A 20,132-nucleotide genomic window follows, 5' to 3' on the forward strand; every position below is an offset into this window, starting at 1 on the left:
GGGCCTTCGGTTGTCACGCGCCGCACGCGGCCGTCCGCGCGAGCCGCTCGGCCAGGTCGACCGCCTCGGCGGGGGTGGCGGCCAGGTGCAGCATGGCGGCGGAGCCTCTGCTGGTGAACCCGGCCTCGTGCAGCTCGTCGGCCAGCCGCACCAGGCCGCGCCAGAACCCGTCAATGTTCAGCAGGATCAGCGGCTTGTCCCGGACGTCCAGATAGCGCAGGCACAGCACCTCCATGATCTCGTCGAGGGTTCCGTAGCCGCCGGGTAACGCGATGAACGCGTCGGCGTGCTCGATCATGCGCCGCTTGCGCTCGAAGAGGTCCTCGGTGATGTGCAGGGTCTGCGACGGCATGTCGATCCCGCGTTCGCGCTCGTAGATGAACCGCGGCGCGTAGCCGGTCACCGCCGACCCGTTGAGCTGGGCCGATCTGGCCACCTCGCCCATCAGGCCGGAGCCGCCCGCGCCGTACACCAGGTGGTGGCTGCGCGCGCCGATGAGCGAGCCGATCTCGCGCGCCGCCGCGACCATGGCCGGCCGGTTGCCGGACCTGGCGCCGCAGAACACACAGACGGCAAGCGCGGCGGCTGCCGGGGCGGTCGACGTCGTCATGCTCCCCTACCGTTCAGAGACTGGCGGGGCCGGCCGGCCCCTTCGAAGCGGCACTTTCGCCCCTCGCGCTATCGCCGGAGTATCACGCGAACATCCATCCGCGGCGCGCGGGTGATAAGCACGGGATAGGTGGGCTCCCTACGTTCCCTCTGAGCCGCTCACCAGGGCGGAACTTCAATGGTGAAGGAAGTGACGTGATGATCGCCGTTATCGGTCGTACTCTCGCTCTGGTGTCCTGCGCGCTCGGCGTGGCCGCGGCAGCGGCCCTTCCCGCCGGGGCCGTCGCCGCTCACGACGCCGATGGGAGCGCCACGGGGTCCCTGGCGGTCATCACCTTCGGCAACACCGCGTGGGACTGACGCGGACAGCGTCACTCCCCTGTCACACCGGTCCTGTCACCTGGGCCCTGTCGCATCGGTCCGCCGCCGGGCGGGAGCCGACCGTGAGCCGGTCGAGCTCCTTGCTCAGCGCGGCGGCGTCGTGCAGCCGGGTCCCGGCCAGGAGCACCTCGGCCGTTCGCCAGTCGGCCATCGCGGCCTCCGGCGAGCCCGCGGCGCTGCGTACCTGTCCTCTGACGACCAGGGCCCGCGCCTGCAGCAGGATCAGGCCCGCCACCCCGAAGTCGTGCACCGCCCTGTCGGCGTGCGCCGCCGCGGCGTGCAGCTCGCCCTCCGAGAGCTCCACGCGCGCCATCGCGAGCGCCACCCGGCTGCCCATCGCGGGGTCGCCGACGGAGACGGCCAGGTCTCTGACCTCCTTGAGCGTACGCCTGGCCCGCCACAGCTCGCCCCGCTCGATGTCCACCGACGCCAGGCCGAGCAGCGCGTGGCACGCGCCGATCCGGTCGCCCGTCGCGCGTACCAGGTCCAGCACCCGTCTGTACACGTCGGCGGCCCGGTCCAGCTCGCCGTGCAGGTGGTGCAGCACGCCCAGCCTGTGCTGGACCTGGGCGCCCACCCGCCGGTTGCCGGTCTCCTCGCAGATGCGGGCGGCCCGGACGAGCAGCGCGTACGCCTCGTCCCCCGCGCCGAGGTCGAGCTTGACCTGGGCCATGTTGTGGAGCACGTACGCCTCGGCGACCCGGTCGCCCACGACCTGGAAGGTCTTGAGCGCCTCCTCCCAGCGTGCCAGGGACAGCTCCAGGTCACCGTTCTGCCGGTCGAGGTAGGCGATGTAGCGCAGGACGAGCGCGGCGCCGTACTGGTCGCCGAGCTGCTCGTACAGTTTGATGGCCCGGTCGAACTGCGCGGCCGCCTCGGCCCCGGCCCGCTGCACCAGGTGGAGTGATCCCAGCGAATAGCGCATCGCGGCCTCGCCCTGTAGATCGCCCGCGCGGCAGGCGGCCTTGAGCGCGGTCTCGTGGGTCGTGCGCCAGTTGGAGAAGTACGCCTGCGACTCGAACAGCGGCACCGCGCTCAACGCCAGGCTCCAGGCGTGCTCGAGACCGCAGGCGGCGGCCTGGCGCACGCCGGCCAGGATCGAGGTGCGTTCCTGCCGGTACCACGACAGCGGGTCGCCCAGCGCGCGGCTGGTGTAGGAGGCCGGCAGCTCCCAGCGGGAGGCGCTGCCGGTCGGCAGCAGGTAGTCGCCCGCGTACTCCCTGCGGTGCGCCTCCTCCGTGAGGTACAGCAACGCCCCGATCAGGCGTTCCAGCGCGGCCCTGCGCTCGTCGGCACTCTCGCAGGCCAGCAGGCGTTCCAGGGCGAAGGAGCGCATGATGTCGTGGAAGCGGTAGCGCACGGGTTCCGGCGCGGGCGCGGGCTCGATGTCCAGCAGGTACGCCTCGGCCAGTTCCTCCAGGAGGTCCTCGGCGCGCAGGGGGTCGGCCTGGAGGAGCGGCGCGCCGACCCAGGCGGCGAAGCTGGGCGCCTCGGACAGTGCCAGCAGCCTGAACAGGCGGCGGGCCGGCGCGGACAACGCGTCGTAGGACAGCGAGATGCTGGCGCGCAGCCCCATGTCGCCGTGGTTCAGCTCGTCGAGCCGGTGAGACTCGTCGCGCAGGCGTTCCACCATGGCGGCGATGCTCCAGTGCGGCCTGGCCGCCAGCCGCGCCGCCACGATGCGCAGCGCCAGCGGCAGGCACCCGCACCGCCGGCACAGCCGCTCGGCCGCCTCGCGCTCGGCCGCCACCCGCTCCCGCCCGAGGATCCGGCCGAGCAGGACGACCGAGCTGCGCAGGCTCATGGTCCCGATCTCCAGCCGCCGGGCCGTCGGCAGGCCCGTCAGCCGCCTGCGGCTGGTCACCAGCACCGAGCACTCCGGGTTGCCCGGCAGCAGGGGGATGATCTGCTCCTCGGACATCGCGTCGTCGAGCACGATCAGCATGCGGCGCTTGCTCAGCAGGTCGCGGTAGATCTCGGCGCGCTCCTCTCCGCCCTCCGGGAGCGCGGGCCCGCTGACGCCGAGGGCGCGCAGGAAGCGGCCGAGCACGTCGACCGGGTCGACGCGGCGCGAACCCGACTGGAGCTGGGCGAAGAGCTGGCCGTCGGGGAACTCGGTGGCCATCCGGTGCGCCATGTGGACGGCGACCGTGGTCTTGCCCGCGCCGCCCTGCCCGTAGAGAACGGTGACGGGCAGCGCCTCCCCGACGGCGGTGGCGTCGGTCATCTCCGCGAGCATCTGGTCGATGACCCTGGTGCGGCCGGTGAAGTCGGGGATGGTCGCGGGGAGCAGCCTGGGGACCTTGTGGCCGGGAGGCGGAGGAGGCGCCGCGAGCGGGGGCGCGGCAGGCCGGATCACGATCTGCGGCGGCCCCGGCTCGGCCGGTGGCGGGGGCGGCTCGACCGGCGCCGACCCCGCGACGGCCGACTCCATGATCGGCCTGCCTTCGAGCATGGCCTGGTGCAGGCGCCGCAGGTTCGAACTGGGCTCGATGCCCAGCTCGTCGGCCAGGACGGCCCTGGTCTTCCGGTAGACCTCCAGCGCCTCGGCCTGCCGTCCGGTCCGGTACAGGGCCGTCATGTGCAGCGCCCTGAGGCGCTCGCGCAGCGGGTGGTCCTGGGTGAGCGCGACGAGTTCGCCCACCAGGTCCTGGCACAGCCCCGCGTTCAGCTCGATCTCAATGCACTCTTCCAGGACGCTGAGCCGTCGCTCGTTGAGATGGGCCACGCTCTGCTGCACCACCGCGCTGCTGACGCTCGACAGCGCCGTACCGCGCCACAGTGACAGCGCCCTGCGCAGGCTCACCGCCGCGGCGGCGGGCTCACCGGCCGACAGCGCCTCGCGCCCTTCCCGTACGCCGGCGTCAAAGACCCGCGCGTCCAGCGTGCACGTGTCGAGCCTGAACACGTAACCGGGGCTGCGGGTGCGCAGCAGGTGCTCGCCGTCGGCGCCGACGAGCGCGCGCCGCAGGCCGGAGACGCAGATCTGGATCTGCTCGCGTGCCGTGCTGGGCGGGTCGTCGTCCCAGACGGCCTCGATCAAACGACCGACCGGAATTACCCTTTCTGCCCCCAATAGCAACATCGCCAAAACTGTTTGCTGGCGTGGCCCCCCTAACTTGATCGGGACGTCTCCCCAGCTCGCCTCCAATGGACCAAGAATACGAATGTCCATGAATCCTCACTCTGGCATGGTGTGCCCGGAAGAGGAATGCCTCGGTGACGCCAGCGTCGGGGGGTGGCACGTGACGTCGAGATCGCAGGTTGTCGGGGTGTGGACGGTCGTGCGGGCGACGAATCGGGCTCGTCGCGGGCAGCATACCTCCACGCCCGGTTCGAGCGCCTCTGTATAACCTCCACGAATAATCGAACTCCACGTCGGATGCTAAGAGCCCACTCTTTTCCCGTCAATCGCGATTTTTGTTAAGAAAACCAGTTCCGCCTTGGCAATAGGTCGCGAAGGGCGGATCGATAGCCGTACCGCCCAGGCTGCTCAGGGGTACGGTCCCCGCCGACAGAAGGGTGTTTTATGCCGAACCCACATGAGTGCGCTCGTCCCGTGCCGTCGGCGAGCACGCCGTGAGGCGGACGACCAGCGTGGACGTCCAGCGGGCCACGCGTGTGGGCCGCGGGCGCTGCTTCGGCACCTTCGGCGAGCTGATCCAGGGCGCGCTTCCTCCCGACGGGCGCGACTTCCTGGTCACCATCCCGGTCGCGCGCTGGTCGTACGCGCGCTTCGCCCCCGAGCCCGGCCGCCCGCTGCGCGTCCGGCCGAGCGACAGGACCAAGTCCCGGCTGCTGGTCGAGCGCATGCTGGGCCGCTACGGCCTGGACGTGGGCGGGCTGCTGACGATCAGGAGCACGCTGCCGCTGGGCAAGGGGATGGCCAGTTCGTCCGCCGACCTGGTGGCCTCGGCCAGGGCGGTCGCCGACGCCTTCGGGCTCGCGCTGAACCCGGCGGAGATCGAGGACTCGCTGCGCGGCATCGAGCCCAGCGACGGCGTGATGTACGACGCCGTCGTCGCCTTCTGCCACCGGGAGGTCTGCCTGCTGCGTGAGCTGGGCAGGCTGCCACCGCTCACGATCGTGGGCATGGACGAGGGCGGCACGGTCGACACGGTCGCCTTCAACGAGGTGCCCAAGGCGTACGGCGAGGCGGAGATCCGGGAGTACGAGGCCATGCTGGCGGCGGCGGACGAGGCCGTGCGGTCGGGCGACGTACGCACGCTCGGCCGCCTGGCCACCCGCAGCGCCGAGATGAACCAGCGGCTGCAGCCCAAGCGGCTGCTGACGCAGGCCGTGGAGCTGAGCGCACGCGCGGGCGCCCTGGGCGTGGTCGCCGCGCACAGCGGGACCAGGCTGGGCGTGCTGCTGGCCGACACCGACCCCGACTACGACGCCAAGCTCGCCTACCTGACCGCGGCCTGCGGGGAACTGACCGACTCGCTGAACGTCGAGTACACGCTCGCCTGAAGGAGCACCGCGCATGAGGTTCGACAGCGTCATCGACGCGATTGGCCACACCCCGCTCGTCCGGCTGCGTTTCGACGAGGCTCCCGACGTCGAAGTCCACGCCAAACTCGAACTGCAGAACCTCTACGGCATGAAGGACCGGGTCGCCCGGCAGGCGATCACGCACGCGCTCGACACCGGCGGCCTGGCGCCCGGCGCCCCCATCGTGGAGAGTTCCTCGGGCACGATGGCGCTGGGCGTCGCGCTGGTCGGCCGTGCGCTCGGCCATCCCGTGCACATCGTCACCGACCCGCGGATCGACTCGATCACGCTCGCCAAGCTGCGTGCGCTCGGCGTCCAGGTCCACATCGTCGAGCACATGACGGGGCAGGGCTGGCAGAGCGCCCGCCTGGAGCGGCTCGACGAGCTGCTGCGCGTGCTGCCCGACGCCTTCTGTCCCCGCCAGTACCACAACCCGCAGAACCCGCTGGCCTACCAGGCCCTCGCCGGCGAGCTGATCGCCGACCTCGGCCACATAGACGTGCTGGTCGGATCGGTGGGCAGCGGCGGATCGCTGTGCGGCACCGCCAGGGCGCTGCGCGAGCGGCTGCCCGGCCTGCGGACGGTCGGCGTGGACGCGGTCGGCAGCGCCCTGTTCGGCCAGCCGGACCGGCCCGCGCGGCTGCAGAGCGGCCTGGGCAACAGCCTGATCCCCGGCAACCTCGACCCCGGCCAGATCGACGAGGTGCACTGGCTCAGCGACAGGGAGGCGTTCGCCGCCACCCAGGGGCTCGCCGCCGAGCAGGCGCTGTTCTGCGGCAACACCTCGGGATCGGTCTACCGGGTGCTCGGCCACCTGTGCCGCACGGCCCGGCCGGGCAGCAGGATCGTGGGGATCTTCCCCGACCGCGGCGACCGCTACCACGCCAACGTCTACAGCTCCGACCACTGGCGCGAGCACGGGCTGCACGAGGCCGACGAGCGGCGGGCACCGGTGCGCGTGGAGTACGGCGAGCCGGTCTCGGCCTGGTCGTACTGCCCGCTGCCGCGCCACGAGGAGGTGGAGGATGTCGCGGGAGCGGCTGCTGTTCGTTGAGTCCAACACCACCGGCACCGGGATGCTCGCCCTGGGCACGGCGGCGCGGCTCGGCTACGAGCCGGTCTTCCTCACCGCCGATCCCTCCAGGTACGCCGGGCTCGAACGGACGGGCGCGCGGGTCGTACGCTGCGACACCGGCTCGGCCGGGTCCCTGCGCGAAGCGGCCACCGGCCCGATCTCCGGCCCGATCTCCGGCCCGATCGCCGGGGTCACCACGACCAGCGAGTTCTACCTGGCCGCGACCGCCGCGCTGGCCCAGGAGCTGGGGCTGCCCGGCAACCCCGCCGACGTGGTGCGCACGTGCAGGGACAAGGCCGCCGTACGGCTCCGCCTCGACCGGGCCGGGATCCCCCAGCCCCGGTGGAGGTGCGCGCGGTCGGTGGACGAGGTCCCGGAGGCGGTCGCCGCCGTGGGGCTGCCGTGCGTGGTCAAGCCCGTGGACGACTCCGGCTCGGCCAACGTACGCGTCTGCGCGAGCGTGCGCGAGGCGGCCGACCAGGCTCGTGTCGTGCTCGCGGTCCGCCGCAACGTCCGCGGCCAGCCCACGGCGGGCACCGTCCTGATCGAGGAGTACGTGGCCGGGCCCGAGTACAGCGTCGAGATGTTCTCCCACCGGGGCGAGGCCCGCTGCGTCGGCGTCACCCGCAAGACCGTCGGCGCGCCGCCGTACTGCGTGGAGCTCGGGCACCTCCATCCCGCCGGCCTGACACCCGCGGAGGAGTCCGCGCTGGTGGAGACCGTTCGCGCGGTGCTCGGCGCGCTCGGCGTCATGACCGGGCCCACGCACACCGAGGTCAAGGTGGGCGCGATCATCGAGGTCAACTGCCGGCTCGCTGGGGGCATGATCCCCGAGCTGGTACGCCTGGCGCGCGGGGTCGACCTGCTCGAACAGCAGCTACGGTGCGCCGTGGGCGAACCGCCCGACCTCGACGCGCGTGCCGGCGGCTATGCGGGCATCCACTTCATCACCGCCGGCCGCGCCGGAACCCTGCGCGGCGTGGCCGGCCTGGAGCGCGTCGCCCGGCACCCGGGGATCGCCCAGGTCACCGTCACGGCCCGGCGGGGCGCCGAGGTGCGCCCGCCGCGCACGGCCTACGACAGGCTCGGCTTCGTCATCGCCGCCGGCGACTCGCCCTCCGCCGTGACCTCGGCGCTCTCGTCCGCCGCGCGGACCGTCGTGCCGCTGCTGACGGCCACAGAACCGACCACTGAACCGGCCGCAGAACCGGCCGCCGAGCCGACCAGCGAACCGACCAGCGAACCGACCACCTCGATCGCGTAGTCGACGTCGTCCGGGCCGACGCCGTGGTGCGTGACCGCCCTGATCCGTCCGTGCCCCAGCTCGGCCAGGGCGACGCCGCGCTCACCCGCCGCCGTGATGAACAGGTCGTGCTCCATGCCCGGCACGCGGAAGAAGACCGTGTTCATCACGACCTGGCGTGGGTCCACCTCGACGCCCGGTATCGCCGCGAGCCCGTCCGCCAGCCGTCGCGCGTTGTCGTGGTCGTGGGCCAGCCGGTCCCTGTTCCTCAGCGCCACGAGGCCGGCCGCCGCCAGGACCCCGCTCTGCCGCATGCCGCCGCCCAGCATCTTGCGGATGCGGCGTACCCGCGCCACGAACCCCGCCCGCCCGGCCACCACCGAGCCGACCGGCGCGCCCAGCCCCTTGGACAGGCAGAACTGCACCGAGTCCGCGTGCGCGGCGATCCGGTCGGCGGGCGTGCCGCTGCTCACCGCCGCGTTGAAGATCCTCGCCCCGTCCAGGTGGACCGCGAGGCCCGTACGCCGCGCCAGCTCGGAGACCTCGCGCAGGTAGGCCATGGGCAGGATCTTGCCTCCGCTGTGGTTCTGCGGGTTCTCCAGGCACAGCAGCCTCGGGGTCGCGAACTGCGGATCGCCGGGGTCGTCGGGGAAGGCCGCCAGGATCAGCTCCGGGTCGAGCCCGCCGTCGCTCCGGTTGGGGATCGGGTGATAGATCACTCCGCCGCACACCGTGGCGCCGCCGGCCTCGTACCGGTAGATGTCCGAGTCGGCTCCGACGATGACCTTCGCCCCTCGGGGGCAGTGCGCCATGATGGCGGCCAGGTTGGCCATCGTGCCGCTCGGCATGAAGCAGCCCGCCTCCTTGCCCAGGATCCGCGCGGCCGTCGTCTCCAGCTCCCGGACCGTCGGGTCCTCGCCGTACACGTCGTCCCCCAGTTCGGCGCTGACCATGGCCTGGCGCATCTCGTCGGTCGGCAGGGTGAAGGTGTCGCTGCGCAGCTCCACCCGGCGCTGCCGGGATCGCGGGACCGGGACGGCGGCACGACTGCTCACGGCTGTCTCCTCTGCGTCGGATGCCCTGAGCCTCACGTGCCGGGCTATCTCCTCGCCTTCGATCACCTGTCGGGTGCGCTGTCCCGTTCCCGTTAGACTCTGCGCGAATGCCGTTGAAGATCGTCTTCGTGCTGCTCGTCGTCTACGCCGTCACGGCGGCGCCCCTGTTCCTGCCCGGGGAGCTGCGGGTGGTCGTCCAGCCGGGCACCGACGACGCGGCCGAGGTGTACTACGAGGCCGTCTCGCCCGTGATGCTGCGGTCGTACGAGGGCACCGAGCCCTTCAACCGGGCGCAGTTGCTCGCGGAGCAGCGGGCCGAGGCGTACCCGGAGGACCTGGCTCCTCCTTACATCGCCCACGGCGCGACGTACCGGCTCGTGGCCCCGTACGTCACGGCGCGAGGGCGCGCGCTGGCCGCTCCGGTGCTCTCGGGGACGTACTGGTCCGAGGGGAAACAGGTCAGGTACGACATCGTGCCGGAGGTACGGCGGGCGCGTCGCGGTGCAGTGGGACCCGTTCGCGCGGGTGATCGTGCTCCAGTGATGATCGGTGTCCCGCGCGGAAGTTCAGGAGGTCCAGGTGTACGGCTTCTATGTCTTCGAGGGCTCGTTCTGGCAGGGCGGCGGGGGTTGGGAGCACCTTGAGGTGTGCGCCAGTGTCCAGGAGCTCGACGCCTCGGTCGCCTACTACGTGCGTACGGGGTCGTGGGCGGCCGGTGACACGTTCGCCGTCAGGGTCTACCGCCATGGGCGACTGGTCGTCGAAAGGGAGTTGGATCCGTTCCTGACGGTGAAGGTCCCCGGGCTCACGGCGATGCGCTCCGGCGAGGGGCAGCGTGCGGGCGGCGGCCTGCCGGAGCCGGGCGGGCGATACGACGGCATGGACGAGGACAGCATCTGGGAGGTCCTGCCCCAGGACATGTACGAGACCGCGTTGGAATCCCCTGAGGACATCCAGGTCAGCATCGACTGGGACGGCCTCGCGCTCCCCGGACTGACCGCCCCGACGCTTCCGCCCGGGGCCGGTGTCGTCCTCGACGGACGCGAACTGCGCTACGGCCGCACCTCCACGTTGGACGGATGCATCTGATCCGCGGGCGTTGCCGGGCCTGGTGAGTTCACGGGGCGGTGGCGCGGATGAACGCCTCGGCGAATGCCCGCGCGACCTCGTCGACCGGCGGAAGCACGTCCCCCAGCGACTCTTGCAGGACCGGGCGCAGCAGCATGTGGCCCGCCATCGGCCCGATCATGAGCTGGATGAGCAGCGGCAGCGGGAGCGGCCTTAGCCGCCCGGCCTGGACCTGCGCGGTCAGCAGGGCGCCGAGGCTGGCGAACATCCTGGGCAGGTTGGCCTTCAGCATCCGGGCGGCGGTGCCGTTGGGGCGGGTGAACAGGTCGCCGAAGATGGCCGGCAGCACCCGCGGCTCCCGGGCGAACGCCTCGGCCAGCGCGTGGTAGACGGCATGGACCGTGTCCTCGATCCGTTCCGGCGGGTCGGCGGCCAGCGCTTCGAGGTCGGGCACGGGGACGTACCGGTCGAACATGGTGGCGAGCAGGCCGTCACGGTTGCCGAAGACGGCGTGCAGGCTGGTCGGGGAGCACTGCGCGGCCACCGCGACGGCCTCCATCGTGACCGGACCGAGCCCGTCGCGGGCGATCAGCACGGCCGCCGCCTCGATGGCGCGTTCCCGGACCGGCGGGCGTCCGCCGGGGTCGACGCCGGCCTGCCGTACGGCCTCGTCCAGCTTGGCCCGTGACCCGCCGAGCCTTCTGAGCAGGGTGCTGCGGGAGATGCCCGCGGCCGCCGCGATCGCGCTCAGGGGCACTTCTGCCACGTCTTTGCCGTGCTGCTCGGCGGCTGTCAGCGCGGCCTCGACGAGGGACTTGTCCATGAACCCGGATGGTACCGCTTCCAAATTGACCCTCATCTGTGTATCGTCCCCACTAGAGGTTCATCGCATGATGAATTAACTGATCCCCAGAGAACGGGCGAGAACATGATCGAGGTCATCGGCGCGGGACTCCCGCGCACCGGGACCACATCGCTGAAGGCGGCGCTGGAACGGCTCGGCTTCGGCCCCTGTCACCACATGCAGGAGATCGGCGCCCATCCAGAACAGATCGAGCTGTGGCGGCCTGCCATGGACGGGACCGCCGACTGGGACGCCGTGCTGCGGGGCTACCGGGCCGCGGTGGACTGGCCGAGCGCCCACTTCTGGCGCCCGCTCGCGCTCGCGTACCCCAACGCCAAGATCATCCTCACCGTACGCGACCCCCACGCCTGGTACGCCAGCCTCCGCGACACCGTCTTCGCGCTGCTGAGCGACCCCGGCGCGGCGCCCCGCGAACTCCAGCCCGTGATCACCGGCCTGCGCCCGCTGCTGGCGCGCGTGTGGCGCGACACGTTCGGCACCTCGCTGGACGAGCCGATGCCCGGGGAGAGCCACGCCGTGGAGGTGTTCCTGCGGCACACGGCCGACGTCACCGGCGCCCTGCCCGCCGACCGGATCCTGACGTACGAGGCCGGGCAGGGGTGGGAGCCGTTGTGCGACTTCCTCGGCGTGCCCGTACCGGACGAGCCCTACCCGCGGCTCAACGACCGGCAGTCCGCCCAGGACCGCCTGCGCGGGGCGGCGGGACGGTGAGTCTCCGCCTCCTGCTCACCCTGCACGGCCTGGTCACGCTCGCGGCGGGGGTGGTGCTCGTCGCCGCGCCCGGCCTGGTGCCCAGCGCCGTCGGCGTCAGCGTCCCCGAGGACGCCTACCTGGTGTGCTACCTGCTGGGCGCGGCTGAGCTGGCCGTGTCGTTCCTGTCGTTCGCGGCCAGGAACCTGCGGCACTCCGAGGGGACGCGCCTGGTCGCCTGGACGTTGGTCGTCTTCCACGGCTGCACGGCGGCCGTCGAGGTGTACGCGTTCGCCCGCGGCCTGCACGCCGGGATCTGGGCGAACGTGGCCCTGCGCCTGGCGGTCATCGCCCTGTTCACCCACTACGGCCTGCGAGAGAAGGCGACGTCATGACCATCGAGAACACCGGCGTGCTGGTGTGCGGCGGCGGCCCGGCCGGCATGATGCTGGGCCTGCTGCTGGCCCGCGCGGGGATCAAGGTCACCGTGCTGGAGAAGCACGCCGACTTCCTGCGCGACTTCCGTGGCGACACCGTGCACCCCGCCACCGTCCGCCTCATGGACGAGCTCGGCCTCGGCGACGGCTTCCGAGCCCTGCCCCAAAGCCACCTGGGCAACCTGTCGCTGCCCGCCCCGGACGGGAGCCTGGTGACGCTGGGCGACTTCGAGGCGCTGCCGGCGCCGTACAACTACATCGCGATGGTGCCGCAGTGGGACCTGCTGTCCTTCCTGGCCGGGACGGCCGGGCAGGAGCCGGGCTTCTCCCTGCGCATGAACACCGAAGCGACCGAGCTGATCAGAGACGGCGAAAAGATCGTCGGCGTACGGTACCGCACGGTGGACGGCCAGACCGGGGAGATCCACGCCGAGCTGACCGTGGGCTGCGACGGCAGGCACTCCACCCTGCGCCGGGAGGCGGGGCTGGTGCCCAAGGAGTTCCGCGTGCCGTTCGACGTCTGGTGGTTCCGCCTGCCCCGCTCGGCGGGAGACCAGGACGTGCCCGCAGGCGTGACGCCGGTCGCGCGGGGCCCCGAGGCGATGATCTCCCTGGCCCGCGACGACTTCTACCAGGTGGCCTACTTCACCGCCAAGGGCTCCGACGCCCGGCTGCGCGCCGAGGGGATCGAGCGCTTCCGCGAACGCATCGCCCGCCTGCGCCCCGGCTTCACCCACCAGGTGCGCCACCTGGCGAGCATGGACGACGTCCACGTGCTGGACGTCAAGCTCAACCGGCTCAACCGCTGGTACCTCGACGGGCTGCTGCTCATCGGCGACGCCGCGCACGCCATGTCACCCGCCGGCGGAGTGGGCATCAACCTCGCCATCCAGGACGCCGTGGCCACCGCCGCCATCCTCGCCGAGCCCCTGCGGCGGCACGCCGTCACCGCCGCCGACCTGGCGGCCGTGCAACGGCGCAGGTACCGCCCTACCATCGTCGTCCAGACCGGGCAGCGGATCCTCCAGCGGGTCATGTTCGAGAAGCAGTTCGCGGGCAAGCGCTCGGGGCCGCCTCCCGCCCTCCTCTTCCTCACCCGGGTCTTCCCCCGGCTCCGGATGCTCCCCGCCCGCTTCGTCGGCTTCGGCCCCCGCCCAGAACACGCCCCCGCCTTCGCCCGCAGAAACCCGCAGGAGACCTCATGACGACGGACACGGATGTGGTGGTGTCCGGCGGCGGGCCCGCCGGGATGATGCTGGGCCTGCTCCTGGCCCGTGCCGGGATCCGGGTCACCGTGCTGGAGAAGCACGCCGACTTCCTGCGCGACTTCCGTGGCGACACCGTGCACGCCTCGACCGTCCGGCTGATGGACGAGCTCGGCCTGGGCGAGAAGTTCCGCCGGCTGCCGCAGAGCCGGCTGGGCGATCTGGAGGCGCCGCTCCCGGACGGCAGCAGGATCACGCTGAGCGACTTCGCGTCCCTGCCCGCGCCGTACAACTACATCGCGATGATCCCGCAGTGGGACCTGCTCGCCTTCCTGGCCGCCGAGGCGTCCGCCGAGCCGGCCTTCACCCTGCTGACGAACACCGCCGTCACCGGGCTGATCAAGGAGCGCGGCACGGTCACCGGTGTCCGCTACCGCACCGCACAGGGCGTGGAAGGCGAGCTCCACGCCCAGCTCACGGTGGCCGCCGACGGCCGCCACTCGACCGTGCGCAAGGAACTGGGCCTGACCCCCAAGGAGTATCCGGTGCCGTTCGACACGTGGTGGTTCCGCCTGCCCAGGCACCCCGGGGAGCAGGACCAGATCGCCAGACTCGCCGGCGAGCTCAAAGGCGACCAGATCGCGCTCAGCTTCACCCGCGAGGACTACTACCAGATCGCCTACTTCACCGTGAAGGGCGCCGACTCCCGGCTGCGCGGCGAGGGCGTCGAACGCTTCCGCCGCCGCATCGCCGTCCTGCTCCCCCAGTACGCCGACCGGGTCGGCCACATCACCGGCATGGACGACCTGCACCTGCTCGACGTGCGGCTGAACCGGCTCAAGCGCTGGTACGCCGACGGCGCGCTGCTCATCGGCGACGCCGCGCACGCCATGTCACCCGCCGGCGGGATGGGCATCAACCTCGCCATCCAGGACGCCGTGGCCGCCGCGACGATGCTCGCCGAGCCGCTGCGACGGCGCCACGTCACCACCGCCGACCTGGCCAGGGTGCAGAAACGCAGGTGGCGGCCGACCGTGATCGTCCAGGCTCTCCAGCGCATGCTGCACCGCACCATGTTCGTCCCCGCCTTCTCCGGCAAGGGCGCCCGTCCGCCCCGTCCGCTGGTCTTCCTGGCCCGGCGTCTGCCGGCCTTCAAGAAGCTCCCGTCCAGGCTCATCGCCTACGGCCCGCGCCCGGAGCACGCCCCCGCCTTCGCCCGCAGACCCTCCTAGCGGATTTCCCGGAGCGATCCAGCCTGGACCGGAGGTCAGCGTGAGGGGGCTTTCTGCAGAGCGGCAAGAAGCTGGTCGAGCTTGCCGTCGACTTCGCCGAAGCGTACGTCGATCAGGCCCTTCAGACCCTCCTCAACCTGACCCAGGTGCTCTTTCAAACCCTCCACGCGCCCCTCAACCTGGCCCAGGTGCTCTTTCAAACCCTCCACGCGCCCCTCAACCTGGCCCAGGTGCTCCTTCAGGCGCCCTTCAACCTGGTCCAGGTGCTCCTTTGTTGCCAGCGAAGCGTTTCCGGCCATGATTTCCCCGAAGACGGGCTCGGTGTATTCGAGAATCTCCTGCCGGATCGTGGCCGGGAGTTGGTCCACCGCGGCCTTGATGTCCGCCACGTCGACACCGAGCGCGAAGGCAGCCGCCTCAAGTCGCTGGACGCGGTCGACAAGGTGCACGCGGTGCTGGGGAACGGTCATGTGGCCATGGTAGCCGCGATCTCCGTGGTCAGCAGGCTCTTTCCGGACCGCAGCCCGAGTAACGCGCCGGCTCCCCGGACCCCGCACCCCGCCCCGGCCGCGCGAGACCTCAGCGACATCACCCGGCGCGAACGCGAGGTGCTCACCCTCGTCGGCAGGGGGATGTCCAACTCCGAGATCGCCGAGCACCTTCACCTCACGGTCGGCACGGTCAAGACCCACATCGGCCGCCTGCCGGCCAAGCTGGGGGCCCGCGACCGCGCCCAGCTCGTCATCGCCGCCTACGAGGGCGGGCTCGTCACCGTCACGGACGGCCGGTGACCTCGGCGTACGGCGACCACAAGCTCAGCACCAGAGCCGGTGAACGGGCAGAGATGGGCAGCGCGCCGGTCGTGGCGCCGGGTTCGCGGTCGTGCAGCCTGGGCAGGTGGTCGCCGGGCCGCCCGGTGGCACGCGCATCGTCGCGGCCGGGCACGTCATCCAGAGGGAAGCGCAGCATGAAGCAGAACCACACGACTCCGGAGACGTTCCTCGGCGTCGGTTACACGAGAGACCGGGCCGGGCTGCCGCTCGAAGCGGTACGCGTGCCCGTCCCGCGGCCGGCGGCCGACCAGGTGCTGGTCCGCGTCGCCGCCTCGTCGCTGAACCCGCTGGAGTACAAGCTGGCCGACCTCAACTTCATGGGCCGGACGCCTCCCGTCGTTCTGGGTCTCGACCTCTCCGGTGTGGTGGTCGCCGCGGGCCCCGGCGTCGATCGCGTGGCCGCCGGAGACGCGGTGGCCGCCATGGCGGACCTGAACGGCGACGGGGGCTGGGTCGCGGCGGACGGCGGCGAAGCCGGTTACGCCGTGGCGCGCCAGTTCCTCACCGTCCGCAAGCCGCCCTCGCTGAGCTTCCGTGACGCCGCGGTGCTTCCCATGGCCTTCCTGTCCGCCTTCGCGGGTCTCTACGGGGCCGTCCGCGCAGGCGACACGGTCTACATCCCGGGCGGCGGGGGCGGCGTCGGACATCTGGCCGTGCAGATGGCGGCGCGCGTCCTGGCGGCGGGAATGGTCATCAGCAGCGGCAGCAGGCCGGAGTCGATCGCGCTCGCCCGGCGGTGCGGCGCCCACCACGTCTTCGACTACAGACGCGACGACCTCTCCGCCGAGATCGCGAAGCTGACGGGTGGCCGGGGCGTCGACCTCGTCTTCGACGCCACCTACAGCGAGCGGAGCTTCGTCGAGACCTCGAAGACCGTACGGCGGGGCGGCCGTTGGGCCGTGCTCGGCGTCGGCCCCGGCAGGACGACCCGCCTGGCGGAAACGCACAGCCCGGTGGCCGCCGTCCTGGCCGAGCGCGGCGCCACCTATGTCAACGTCAACCTGCTGCGGTACTTCTCCGAACCCGCCACGCTGGACGGCGAGGCGCGCGACTTCCTCCGGCGCGGGATGGACCTGGCGATGGAATGGGCGGCCAGAGGGCTCGTGGTCCCGCACGTCGGCCGGACCATCGACAGCACCGTTGCGGCGATCAGCGAAGGTCTGAAGTCGCTGAAGGCGGGCGGCGCGGCGCCGGGCAAGGTGGCGGTGATCGTGGACCGCGACCTGGCCGGGGAAGGCTGACCCCCGTTCAGGCGGCGACCGCCGCGCACCAGGGGTGGACGGTGTGCTCGGTACGCAGCGCCTCGTCCAGCCAGCGCCGTTGCGCCGGGCTCAGCAGCGGCAGCACCGCCTCGAGGTCGGCCTCGTCCTTCGGCCGGGTGCCCGTGGCCTTGTAGAGCAGTTGCACCTCCGGGGCGAGCCGGCGGAAGCCGTCCTCCTCGAGGGTCAGCCCGGCCAGCGGGCGGCGGATCCTGGCGTCGCGCCGGTAGACCCACTCGTCGCCGTCGGCCTCGTCCAGCATGAGCTGGAAACGCCACGGTCCGCCGGGGTGCTCGCGTACCCAGATGTCGTGCACGTTGCCGGGCAGGTCCTCGTCCAGCGGCCACGGCGCCAGCGTCCCGGCCACGGCCAGGTGAACGTCCCAGCCTGCCAGCAGCCGCCGCACCGCGAGGCGGTCGCGGCGCAGCAGCCCGACGTCCACGTCCCCGTGCTCCCGGTACGCGCGCCCGACGGCCAGCTCGATCGCGTACCCGCCGGCCACCCACCACGGCGCGGTCAGCCCGCGCATCAGCTCGACCACATCGCCGAGCGGCGCGGCGTCCCAGGGACCCCAAGGTGTCTCGATCCTCGCCATCCGGACATCATGCCGCCATCCCGCCCATGCGGACGGCAGATCTTGCGAACACCCCGCCCGCCGTGGTCTCTTGATCGGGAAACGCCGCCCAGGTGAAACGGACGAGACATGCCCCCTCACGTACCGATGAGCCGCAGAGGACTGCTGAAACTCGGCGTCGCCGCCACCGCCGCGCTCGGAGCCACCGCCGGGCCCGCGTCCGCCGCCGGTGTCGACGGACGCTTCCAGCTCACCGCCCCGTCGACCTCGCTGATCTGGAAGAAGCCCCTGTACGACGAGACCGTCCTGCAGTCGTTCGCCTTCGACAACCAGAACGGCCACATCTACACGATCCAGGTCAGGAACGGCGCCGCATCGGACGCCGCGGGAAACCTGTGCCTGACCAAGCTGAGCCTGACCGGCACGGTGCTCGGCCACATGTACCTCACGGGGTTCGGCCACGGCGTGCAGATCGGGGTCGAGCCGTCGGGCACGTCCGCGTACCTGTGGACGGAGACCGACGGCGTGAGCGACGGGCAGACCTCCCGGGGTTCCAGGCTCGCCCGGTTCAGGTTCGTCAGCGGCCAGACGCTCACCACGTCGTCGTCCGCGCTCACCAAGTACACCCCGGTCGCCGGGGCGCAGAACACCACGTGCGCGATCGACCCCTCCACCGAGCGGCTGATCATGCGTTACACGGACGGCAGTTCGTTCCGCTACGCGGTGTTCCCGCTGGCCTCGCTCAAGTCCGGCTCGCCCGAGAGGCTGCACGACATCGCCCAGCCGTCGGGCCTGGGCACCTTCCAGGGGTACGCGGCCTACGGGAACTACGTCTACATGCTGACCGGCAACGCCTACTCCGAGACCAACCCCGCGCCGGGCAACACCTACATCACCTGCCTCGACCTGCGTACGGGCGCGCAGGTGCAGCGGGCCCAGAGCGTGGCGGGCAAGTCGCTGGACTTCCGTGAGCCGGAGGGCATGGGCATCCAGATCGTCTCGGGCGCGCCGCGCCTGTGCCTCGGCCTGGCCTCCGGCGTGGCGGGGGCCCGCTTGGCGAGCATCTTCTACAAGACCGAGATCGTCTGAACCCGGCGCGAGCGGCCGAGGTGTGCTCTCGTGATCCCTACGTCGACGGCTGACCGTCGTCGAGTGCGCGCGGGGATGCCCCGTCGATCCCCTGCCGGTCCTCGCATCGCTTCGTGTACAGCTCTGTCCCGAGCAGGCCGAGGCCCCAGAGCGCCACGACCCACACCCACCAGGGATGAACCTGGTCGAAGCCCTGGTCTGTGGCGAGCACCAACCAGTAGCCGAGGTTCACGAGCACGACGAAGGACCCGGCCCGGAGCACGTCCGCACTCCTCATTCCTGAAGGAGCCGGGCGTCGGGCGGGCCGGGGCCGGGGCGGTGCCGCCGGGGTCGCGGGCAGGTCGGCGACCAGCTCGTTCAGCTCGCCGAACGTGCCGGCGGCACCGGCCCGGCTCAGCCGGTCGTCGAACTCGGCCAGGTCCAGCCGCCCCTCCTCGTACGCCGTGCGCAGGCCGTCGACGACCACCTCGCGATCGCGGTCGCCGACGCGCATCCGCTCCGGGGGTACTGGTGAGCCCACTCTGATCACCCCGCTCTTGGCCGGAATCCGTAAGGGCGCCCTTTCATCCTGCCCGATGAACTCAGCACGCGGGCAACGATCCGGCGGCCCCTCGTCCCGTGCCCGACGGGACGCTACCGGGCGGGCGGGATGGGATGGTTGGTGTGAAGCAGGGCGTGCGGGTCGTGCCGGGCCTTGATCCGGGTGAGGCGGTCGTAGTCGGCGGGTGCGAACGCGGAGCGGATCTCGTCCTCGGTGAGCGGGCCGAAGGTGAAGTTGAGTGAGCGGCCGACCGCGTTCCCGGCGAACGGCGCGAGGGCGTCGCGGTGGGTCTCGCGCACCACTTCCAGCTCGCCCGCTCGCACCGGTGACAGGACCGACACCGAATAGGCGGCGTCCCGGTGACCGACGGCGTTGGCGGTACGGGGCTCACGTGCGAGCGCGCCGCCCAGGTGCCGCAGCCCGACCACGGTCATGACCGGCGCGGACGGGCCCGCGGCCTTCGTCAGCTCGGCCAGGGCCTGCGGGGTGAGGTCGTTCACCAGGAGGTTGCGCGACCGGTAGGCGTGGGGCTCGCCGGGCTCGTCGAACACCGCGCCGGAGTCGGTGAAGGGCAGCTCGCGCAGCGTGTCGAGCAGGACGGGCCCGATGGGGCGCAACGGTTCCACCAGGCGGCGTCCGTCCTCGGGCGGGCCGGCGTAGGAGAGCTGGATCTGGGCGATGTGGCGTCCGCGCAGGGGTTCTGGGAGGAACGGCAGGTCCGGGTACGGCAGGGCGGTCACCGCCGAGGTCATCTCCTCGGGCACGGTCGCGGTCCAGCGGCGCCAGGCGTCCAGCAGGTCGGGGGCCTGTTCGAGGTCGAAGAACAGGCTGCCGCCGTAGATGCGGGCGACCGGGAAGAGGTCGATCTCCATGCCGGTGACCACGCCGAAGTTGCCGCCGCCGCCGCGCAGCGCCCAGAACAGGTCGGGGTCGGAGCCCGCGGTGACCTCGTGGCGGCGCGCGTCGGGGGTGACCAGGTCGAGGCGGCGTACGTGGTCGGCGGCGAAGCCGTACCGCCGGGCCAGCAGGCCCACGCCGCCGCCCAGCGTGTAGGAGACCGCGCCCACGCCGGGGAAGCTGCCCGACAGCGGCGCCAGGCCGTACGGCGCCACCGCCTCGATCACCTGCCGCCAGGTCGCCCCCGCCGCCACCCAGGCGGTGCGGGCCCGCGGGTCGACGCGTACGCCGGACATGCGGCGCGTGTCGATCAGCACGCCCTCGACGGGGGCGGCCAGGCCGTGGCCACCGGCCTGCACCGCCAGCCGGGAGCGGGTCCCTGCGGCGAACTCGACCGCGGCCAGCACGTCCTGAGGGCCGGTCGCGGCCACGATCACCGAGGGCCGGTGGGGGTCGAGGAGCTGGAAGCCGACCCGGTGCTCGTCGTATCCCTCGTCGCCGGGCGCGTACACGGGACCCTGCGCGCGGGCGGCGAGTTGCTTCGTCACGTCGTTCATGCGGCCCACGCTAGAAGCCCTTGAGGAC

21 protein-coding genes and 1 pseudogene are annotated in these 20,132 nt (G+C 71.9%); 13 read left to right on the top strand and 9 right to left on the bottom strand.

Annotation, left to right across the window (positions count from 1 at the left end; translation table 11 throughout):
* Positions 1-13: 13 nt before the first annotated feature.
* Positions 14-610 carry an LOG family protein gene (locus tag ABD844_RS26420; protein WP_344883411.1) on the bottom strand — a complete coding sequence of 199 codons (597 nt, stop codon included), beginning with the start codon at positions 608-610 and terminating at the stop codon, positions 14-16.
* A 194-nt stretch (positions 611-804) separates the two neighbouring features.
* Here ABD844_RS26420 and ABD844_RS26425 point away from each other — a divergent pair, with 194 nt between their 5' ends.
* Positions 805-969 carry a hypothetical protein gene (locus ABD844_RS26425; RefSeq protein WP_344883414.1) on the top strand — a complete coding sequence of 55 codons (165 nt, stop codon included), beginning with the start codon at positions 805-807 and terminating at the stop codon, positions 967-969.
* Between the two features lie 22 nt (positions 970-991).
* Here ABD844_RS26425 and ABD844_RS26430 read toward each other — a convergent pair whose 3' ends face one another.
* On the bottom strand, positions 992-4,165 hold the full coding sequence (locus ABD844_RS26430) for an AfsR/SARP family transcriptional regulator (RefSeq protein ID WP_344883417.1): 3,174 nt from the start codon (positions 4,163-4,165) through the stop codon (positions 992-994).
* A gap of 404 nt (positions 4,166-4,569) precedes the next feature.
* Here ABD844_RS26430 and ABD844_RS26435 point away from each other — a divergent pair, with 404 nt between their 5' ends.
* The 3 genes and pseudogenes from ABD844_RS26435 to ABD844_RS26445 form a co-directional block, all read left to right on the top strand.
* On the top strand, positions 4,570-5,463 hold the full coding sequence (locus tag ABD844_RS26435) for a GHMP family kinase ATP-binding protein (RefSeq protein WP_344883420.1): 894 nt from the start codon (positions 4,570-4,572) through the stop codon (positions 5,461-5,463).
* A 13-nt stretch (positions 5,464-5,476) separates the two neighbouring features.
* Positions 5,477-6,538, top strand: coding sequence for a PLP-dependent cysteine synthase family protein (locus ABD844_RS26440; protein ID WP_344883423.1), 1,062 nt, complete (start codon positions 5,477-5,479; stop codon positions 6,536-6,538).
* A 22-nt stretch (positions 6,539-6,560) separates the two neighbouring features.
* Positions 6,561-7,658, top strand: a pseudogene (locus ABD844_RS26445) (ATP-grasp domain-containing protein); the annotation flags it as partial.
* Here the strand turns inward: ABD844_RS26445 and ABD844_RS26450 are convergent.
* Positions 7,634-8,857, bottom strand: a complete 1,224-nt coding sequence (locus ABD844_RS26450; RefSeq protein WP_344883425.1) for a GntG family PLP-dependent aldolase — start codon at positions 8,855-8,857, stop codon at positions 7,634-7,636. The pseudogene ABD844_RS26445 and the gene ABD844_RS26450 sit on opposite strands and share 25 nt — an antisense overlap.
* A gap of 107 nt (positions 8,858-8,964) precedes the next feature.
* On the opposite strand from ABD844_RS26450, the gene ABD844_RS26455 reads away from it, so the two are divergent.
* Both ABD844_RS26455 and ABD844_RS26460 read left to right on the top strand, forming a co-directional pair.
* Positions 8,965-9,501, top strand: coding sequence for a hypothetical protein (locus ABD844_RS26455; protein WP_344883428.1), 537 nt, complete (start codon positions 8,965-8,967; stop codon positions 9,499-9,501).
* A complete protein-coding gene (locus ABD844_RS26460; RefSeq protein ID WP_344883430.1) occupies positions 9,437-9,946 on the top strand; it encodes a hypothetical protein in 510 nt (169 codons plus the stop codon). The genes ABD844_RS26455 and ABD844_RS26460 overlap by 65 nt, the downstream gene beginning before the upstream one ends.
* A gap of 28 nt (positions 9,947-9,974) precedes the next feature.
* Here ABD844_RS26460 and ABD844_RS26465 read toward each other — a convergent pair whose 3' ends face one another.
* Positions 9,975-10,748: a TetR/AcrR family transcriptional regulator gene (locus tag ABD844_RS26465; protein ID WP_344883434.1), complete on the bottom strand. Its 774-nt coding sequence runs from the start codon at positions 10,746-10,748 to the stop codon at positions 9,975-9,977.
* Positions 10,749-10,853: 105 nt separating this feature from the next.
* Between ABD844_RS26465 and ABD844_RS26470 the strand changes: the two genes are divergently transcribed.
* The 4 genes from ABD844_RS26470 to ABD844_RS26485 are packed head-to-tail and all read left to right on the top strand — an operon-like array spanning position 10,854 to position 14,354.
* Complete coding sequence (locus ABD844_RS26470; RefSeq protein WP_344883437.1) at positions 10,854-11,501, top strand: sulfotransferase family protein; 648 nt, start codon at positions 10,854-10,856, stop codon at positions 11,499-11,501.
* A complete protein-coding gene (locus tag ABD844_RS26475) occupies positions 11,498-11,875 on the top strand; it encodes a hypothetical protein (RefSeq protein WP_344883440.1) in 378 nt (125 codons plus the stop codon). The genes ABD844_RS26470 and ABD844_RS26475 overlap by 4 nt, the downstream gene beginning before the upstream one ends.
* Positions 11,872-13,122 carry an FAD-dependent oxidoreductase gene (locus tag ABD844_RS26480; protein WP_344883443.1) on the top strand — a complete coding sequence of 417 codons (1,251 nt, stop codon included), beginning with the start codon at positions 11,872-11,874 and terminating at the stop codon, positions 13,120-13,122. The genes ABD844_RS26475 and ABD844_RS26480 overlap by 4 nt, the downstream gene beginning before the upstream one ends.
* Positions 13,119-14,354: an FAD-dependent oxidoreductase gene (locus ABD844_RS26485; RefSeq protein WP_344883446.1), complete on the top strand. Its 1,236-nt coding sequence runs from the start codon at positions 13,119-13,121 to the stop codon at positions 14,352-14,354. The genes ABD844_RS26480 and ABD844_RS26485 overlap by 4 nt, the downstream gene beginning before the upstream one ends.
* A gap of 35 nt (positions 14,355-14,389) precedes the next feature.
* Here the strand turns inward: ABD844_RS26485 and ABD844_RS26490 are convergent, their stop codons facing one another.
* Complete coding sequence (locus ABD844_RS26490) at positions 14,390-14,824, bottom strand: hypothetical protein (protein ID WP_344883449.1); 435 nt, start codon at positions 14,822-14,824, stop codon at positions 14,390-14,392.
* A gap of 6 nt (positions 14,825-14,830) precedes the next feature.
* Here ABD844_RS26490 and ABD844_RS26495 point away from each other — a divergent pair, with 6 nt between their 5' ends.
* Positions 14,831-15,145 (top strand): response regulator transcription factor, encoded by a 315-nt coding sequence (locus ABD844_RS26495; protein WP_425568661.1) that lies wholly within the window; start codon positions 14,831-14,833, stop codon positions 15,143-15,145.
* On the opposite strand, the gene ABD844_RS26500 is transcribed toward ABD844_RS26495, so the two are convergent.
* Entirely contained in the window at positions 15,129-15,323 is a 195-nt protein-coding gene (locus ABD844_RS26500) for a hypothetical protein (protein WP_344883452.1), read from the bottom strand. The genes ABD844_RS26495 and ABD844_RS26500 overlap by 17 nt on opposite strands.
* Here ABD844_RS26500 and ABD844_RS26505 point away from each other — a divergent pair.
* Positions 15,322-16,428, top strand: a complete 1,107-nt coding sequence (locus ABD844_RS26505) for a quinone oxidoreductase family protein (RefSeq protein WP_344883455.1) — start codon at positions 15,322-15,324, stop codon at positions 16,426-16,428. The two genes, ABD844_RS26500 and ABD844_RS26505, sit on opposite strands and share 2 nt — an antisense overlap.
* Positions 16,429-16,435: 7 nt before the next feature.
* Here ABD844_RS26505 and ABD844_RS26510 read toward each other — a convergent pair whose 3' ends face one another.
* Positions 16,436-17,041: a nucleotidyltransferase domain-containing protein gene (locus ABD844_RS26510; protein WP_344883458.1), complete on the bottom strand. Its 606-nt coding sequence runs from the start codon at positions 17,039-17,041 to the stop codon at positions 16,436-16,438.
* A 126-nt stretch (positions 17,042-17,167) separates the two neighbouring features.
* On the opposite strand from ABD844_RS26510, the gene ABD844_RS26515 reads away from it, so the two are divergent.
* A complete protein-coding gene (locus tag ABD844_RS26515) occupies positions 17,168-18,109 on the top strand; it encodes a phage baseplate protein (RefSeq protein ID WP_344883461.1) in 942 nt (313 codons plus the stop codon).
* A gap of 37 nt (positions 18,110-18,146) precedes the next feature.
* Here ABD844_RS26515 and ABD844_RS26520 read toward each other — a convergent pair whose 3' ends face one another.
* Together ABD844_RS26520 and ABD844_RS26525 are read right to left on the bottom strand one after the other, a co-directional pair.
* The gene (locus ABD844_RS26520) at positions 18,147-18,602 is read right to left on the bottom strand and encodes a DUF1707 SHOCT-like domain-containing protein (protein WP_344883463.1); all 456 of its coding nucleotides are present in this window, start codon (positions 18,600-18,602) and stop codon (positions 18,147-18,149) included.
* A 140-nt stretch (positions 18,603-18,742) separates the two neighbouring features.
* Positions 18,743-20,104, bottom strand: coding sequence for an FAD-binding oxidoreductase (locus tag ABD844_RS26525; RefSeq protein WP_344883466.1), 1,362 nt, complete (start codon positions 20,102-20,104; stop codon positions 18,743-18,745).
* Positions 20,105-20,132 lie beyond the last annotated feature (28 nt).

The organism is Nonomuraea antimicrobica (assembly GCF_039536965.1).
Taxonomy (GTDB): domain Bacteria; phylum Actinomycetota; class Actinomycetes; order Streptosporangiales; family Streptosporangiaceae; genus Nonomuraea; species Nonomuraea antimicrobica.

Coding starts and splice junctions, on each gene's coding strand:
- ABD844_RS26420 (WP_344883411.1), bottom strand. CDS start 610: ATGACGACGTCGACCGCCCCGGCAGCCGCCGCGCTTGCCGTCTGTGTG.
- ABD844_RS26430 (WP_344883417.1), bottom strand. CDS start 4,165: ATGGACATTCGTATTCTTGGTCCATTGGAGGCGAGCTGGGGAGACGTC.
- ABD844_RS26440 (WP_344883423.1), top strand. CDS start 5,477: ATGAGGTTCGACAGCGTCATCGACGCGATTGGCCACACCCCGCTCGTC.
- ABD844_RS26455 (WP_344883428.1), top strand. CDS start 8,965: ATGCCGTTGAAGATCGTCTTCGTGCTGCTCGTCGTCTACGCCGTCACG.
- ABD844_RS26465 (WP_344883434.1), bottom strand. CDS start 10,748: ATGGACAAGTCCCTCGTCGAGGCCGCGCTGACAGCCGCCGAGCAGCAC.
- ABD844_RS26470 (WP_344883437.1), top strand. CDS start 10,854: ATGATCGAGGTCATCGGCGCGGGACTCCCGCGCACCGGGACCACATCG.
- ABD844_RS26480 (WP_344883443.1), top strand. CDS start 11,872: ATGACCATCGAGAACACCGGCGTGCTGGTGTGCGGCGGCGGCCCGGCC.
- ABD844_RS26485 (WP_344883446.1), top strand. CDS start 13,119: ATGACGACGGACACGGATGTGGTGGTGTCCGGCGGCGGGCCCGCCGGG.
- ABD844_RS26490 (WP_344883449.1), bottom strand. CDS start 14,824: ATGACCGTTCCCCAGCACCGCGTGCACCTTGTCGACCGCGTCCAGCGA.
- ABD844_RS26495 (WP_425568661.1), top strand. CDS start 14,831: ATGGTAGCCGCGATCTCCGTGGTCAGCAGGCTCTTTCCGGACCGCAGC.
- ABD844_RS26505 (WP_344883455.1), top strand. CDS start 15,322: ATGAAGCAGAACCACACGACTCCGGAGACGTTCCTCGGCGTCGGTTAC.
- ABD844_RS26500 (WP_344883452.1), bottom strand. CDS start 15,323: ATGCTGCGCTTCCCTCTGGATGACGTGCCCGGCCGCGACGATGCGCGT.
- ABD844_RS26510 (WP_344883458.1), bottom strand. CDS start 17,041: ATGGCGAGGATCGAGACACCTTGGGGTCCCTGGGACGCCGCGCCGCTC.
- ABD844_RS26515 (WP_344883461.1), top strand. CDS start 17,168: ATGAGCCGCAGAGGACTGCTGAAACTCGGCGTCGCCGCCACCGCCGCG.
- ABD844_RS26520 (WP_344883463.1), bottom strand. CDS start 18,602: ATGCGCGTCGGCGACCGCGATCGCGAGGTGGTCGTCGACGGCCTGCGC.
- ABD844_RS26525 (WP_344883466.1), bottom strand. CDS start 20,104: ATGAACGACGTGACGAAGCAACTCGCCGCCCGCGCGCAGGGTCCCGTG.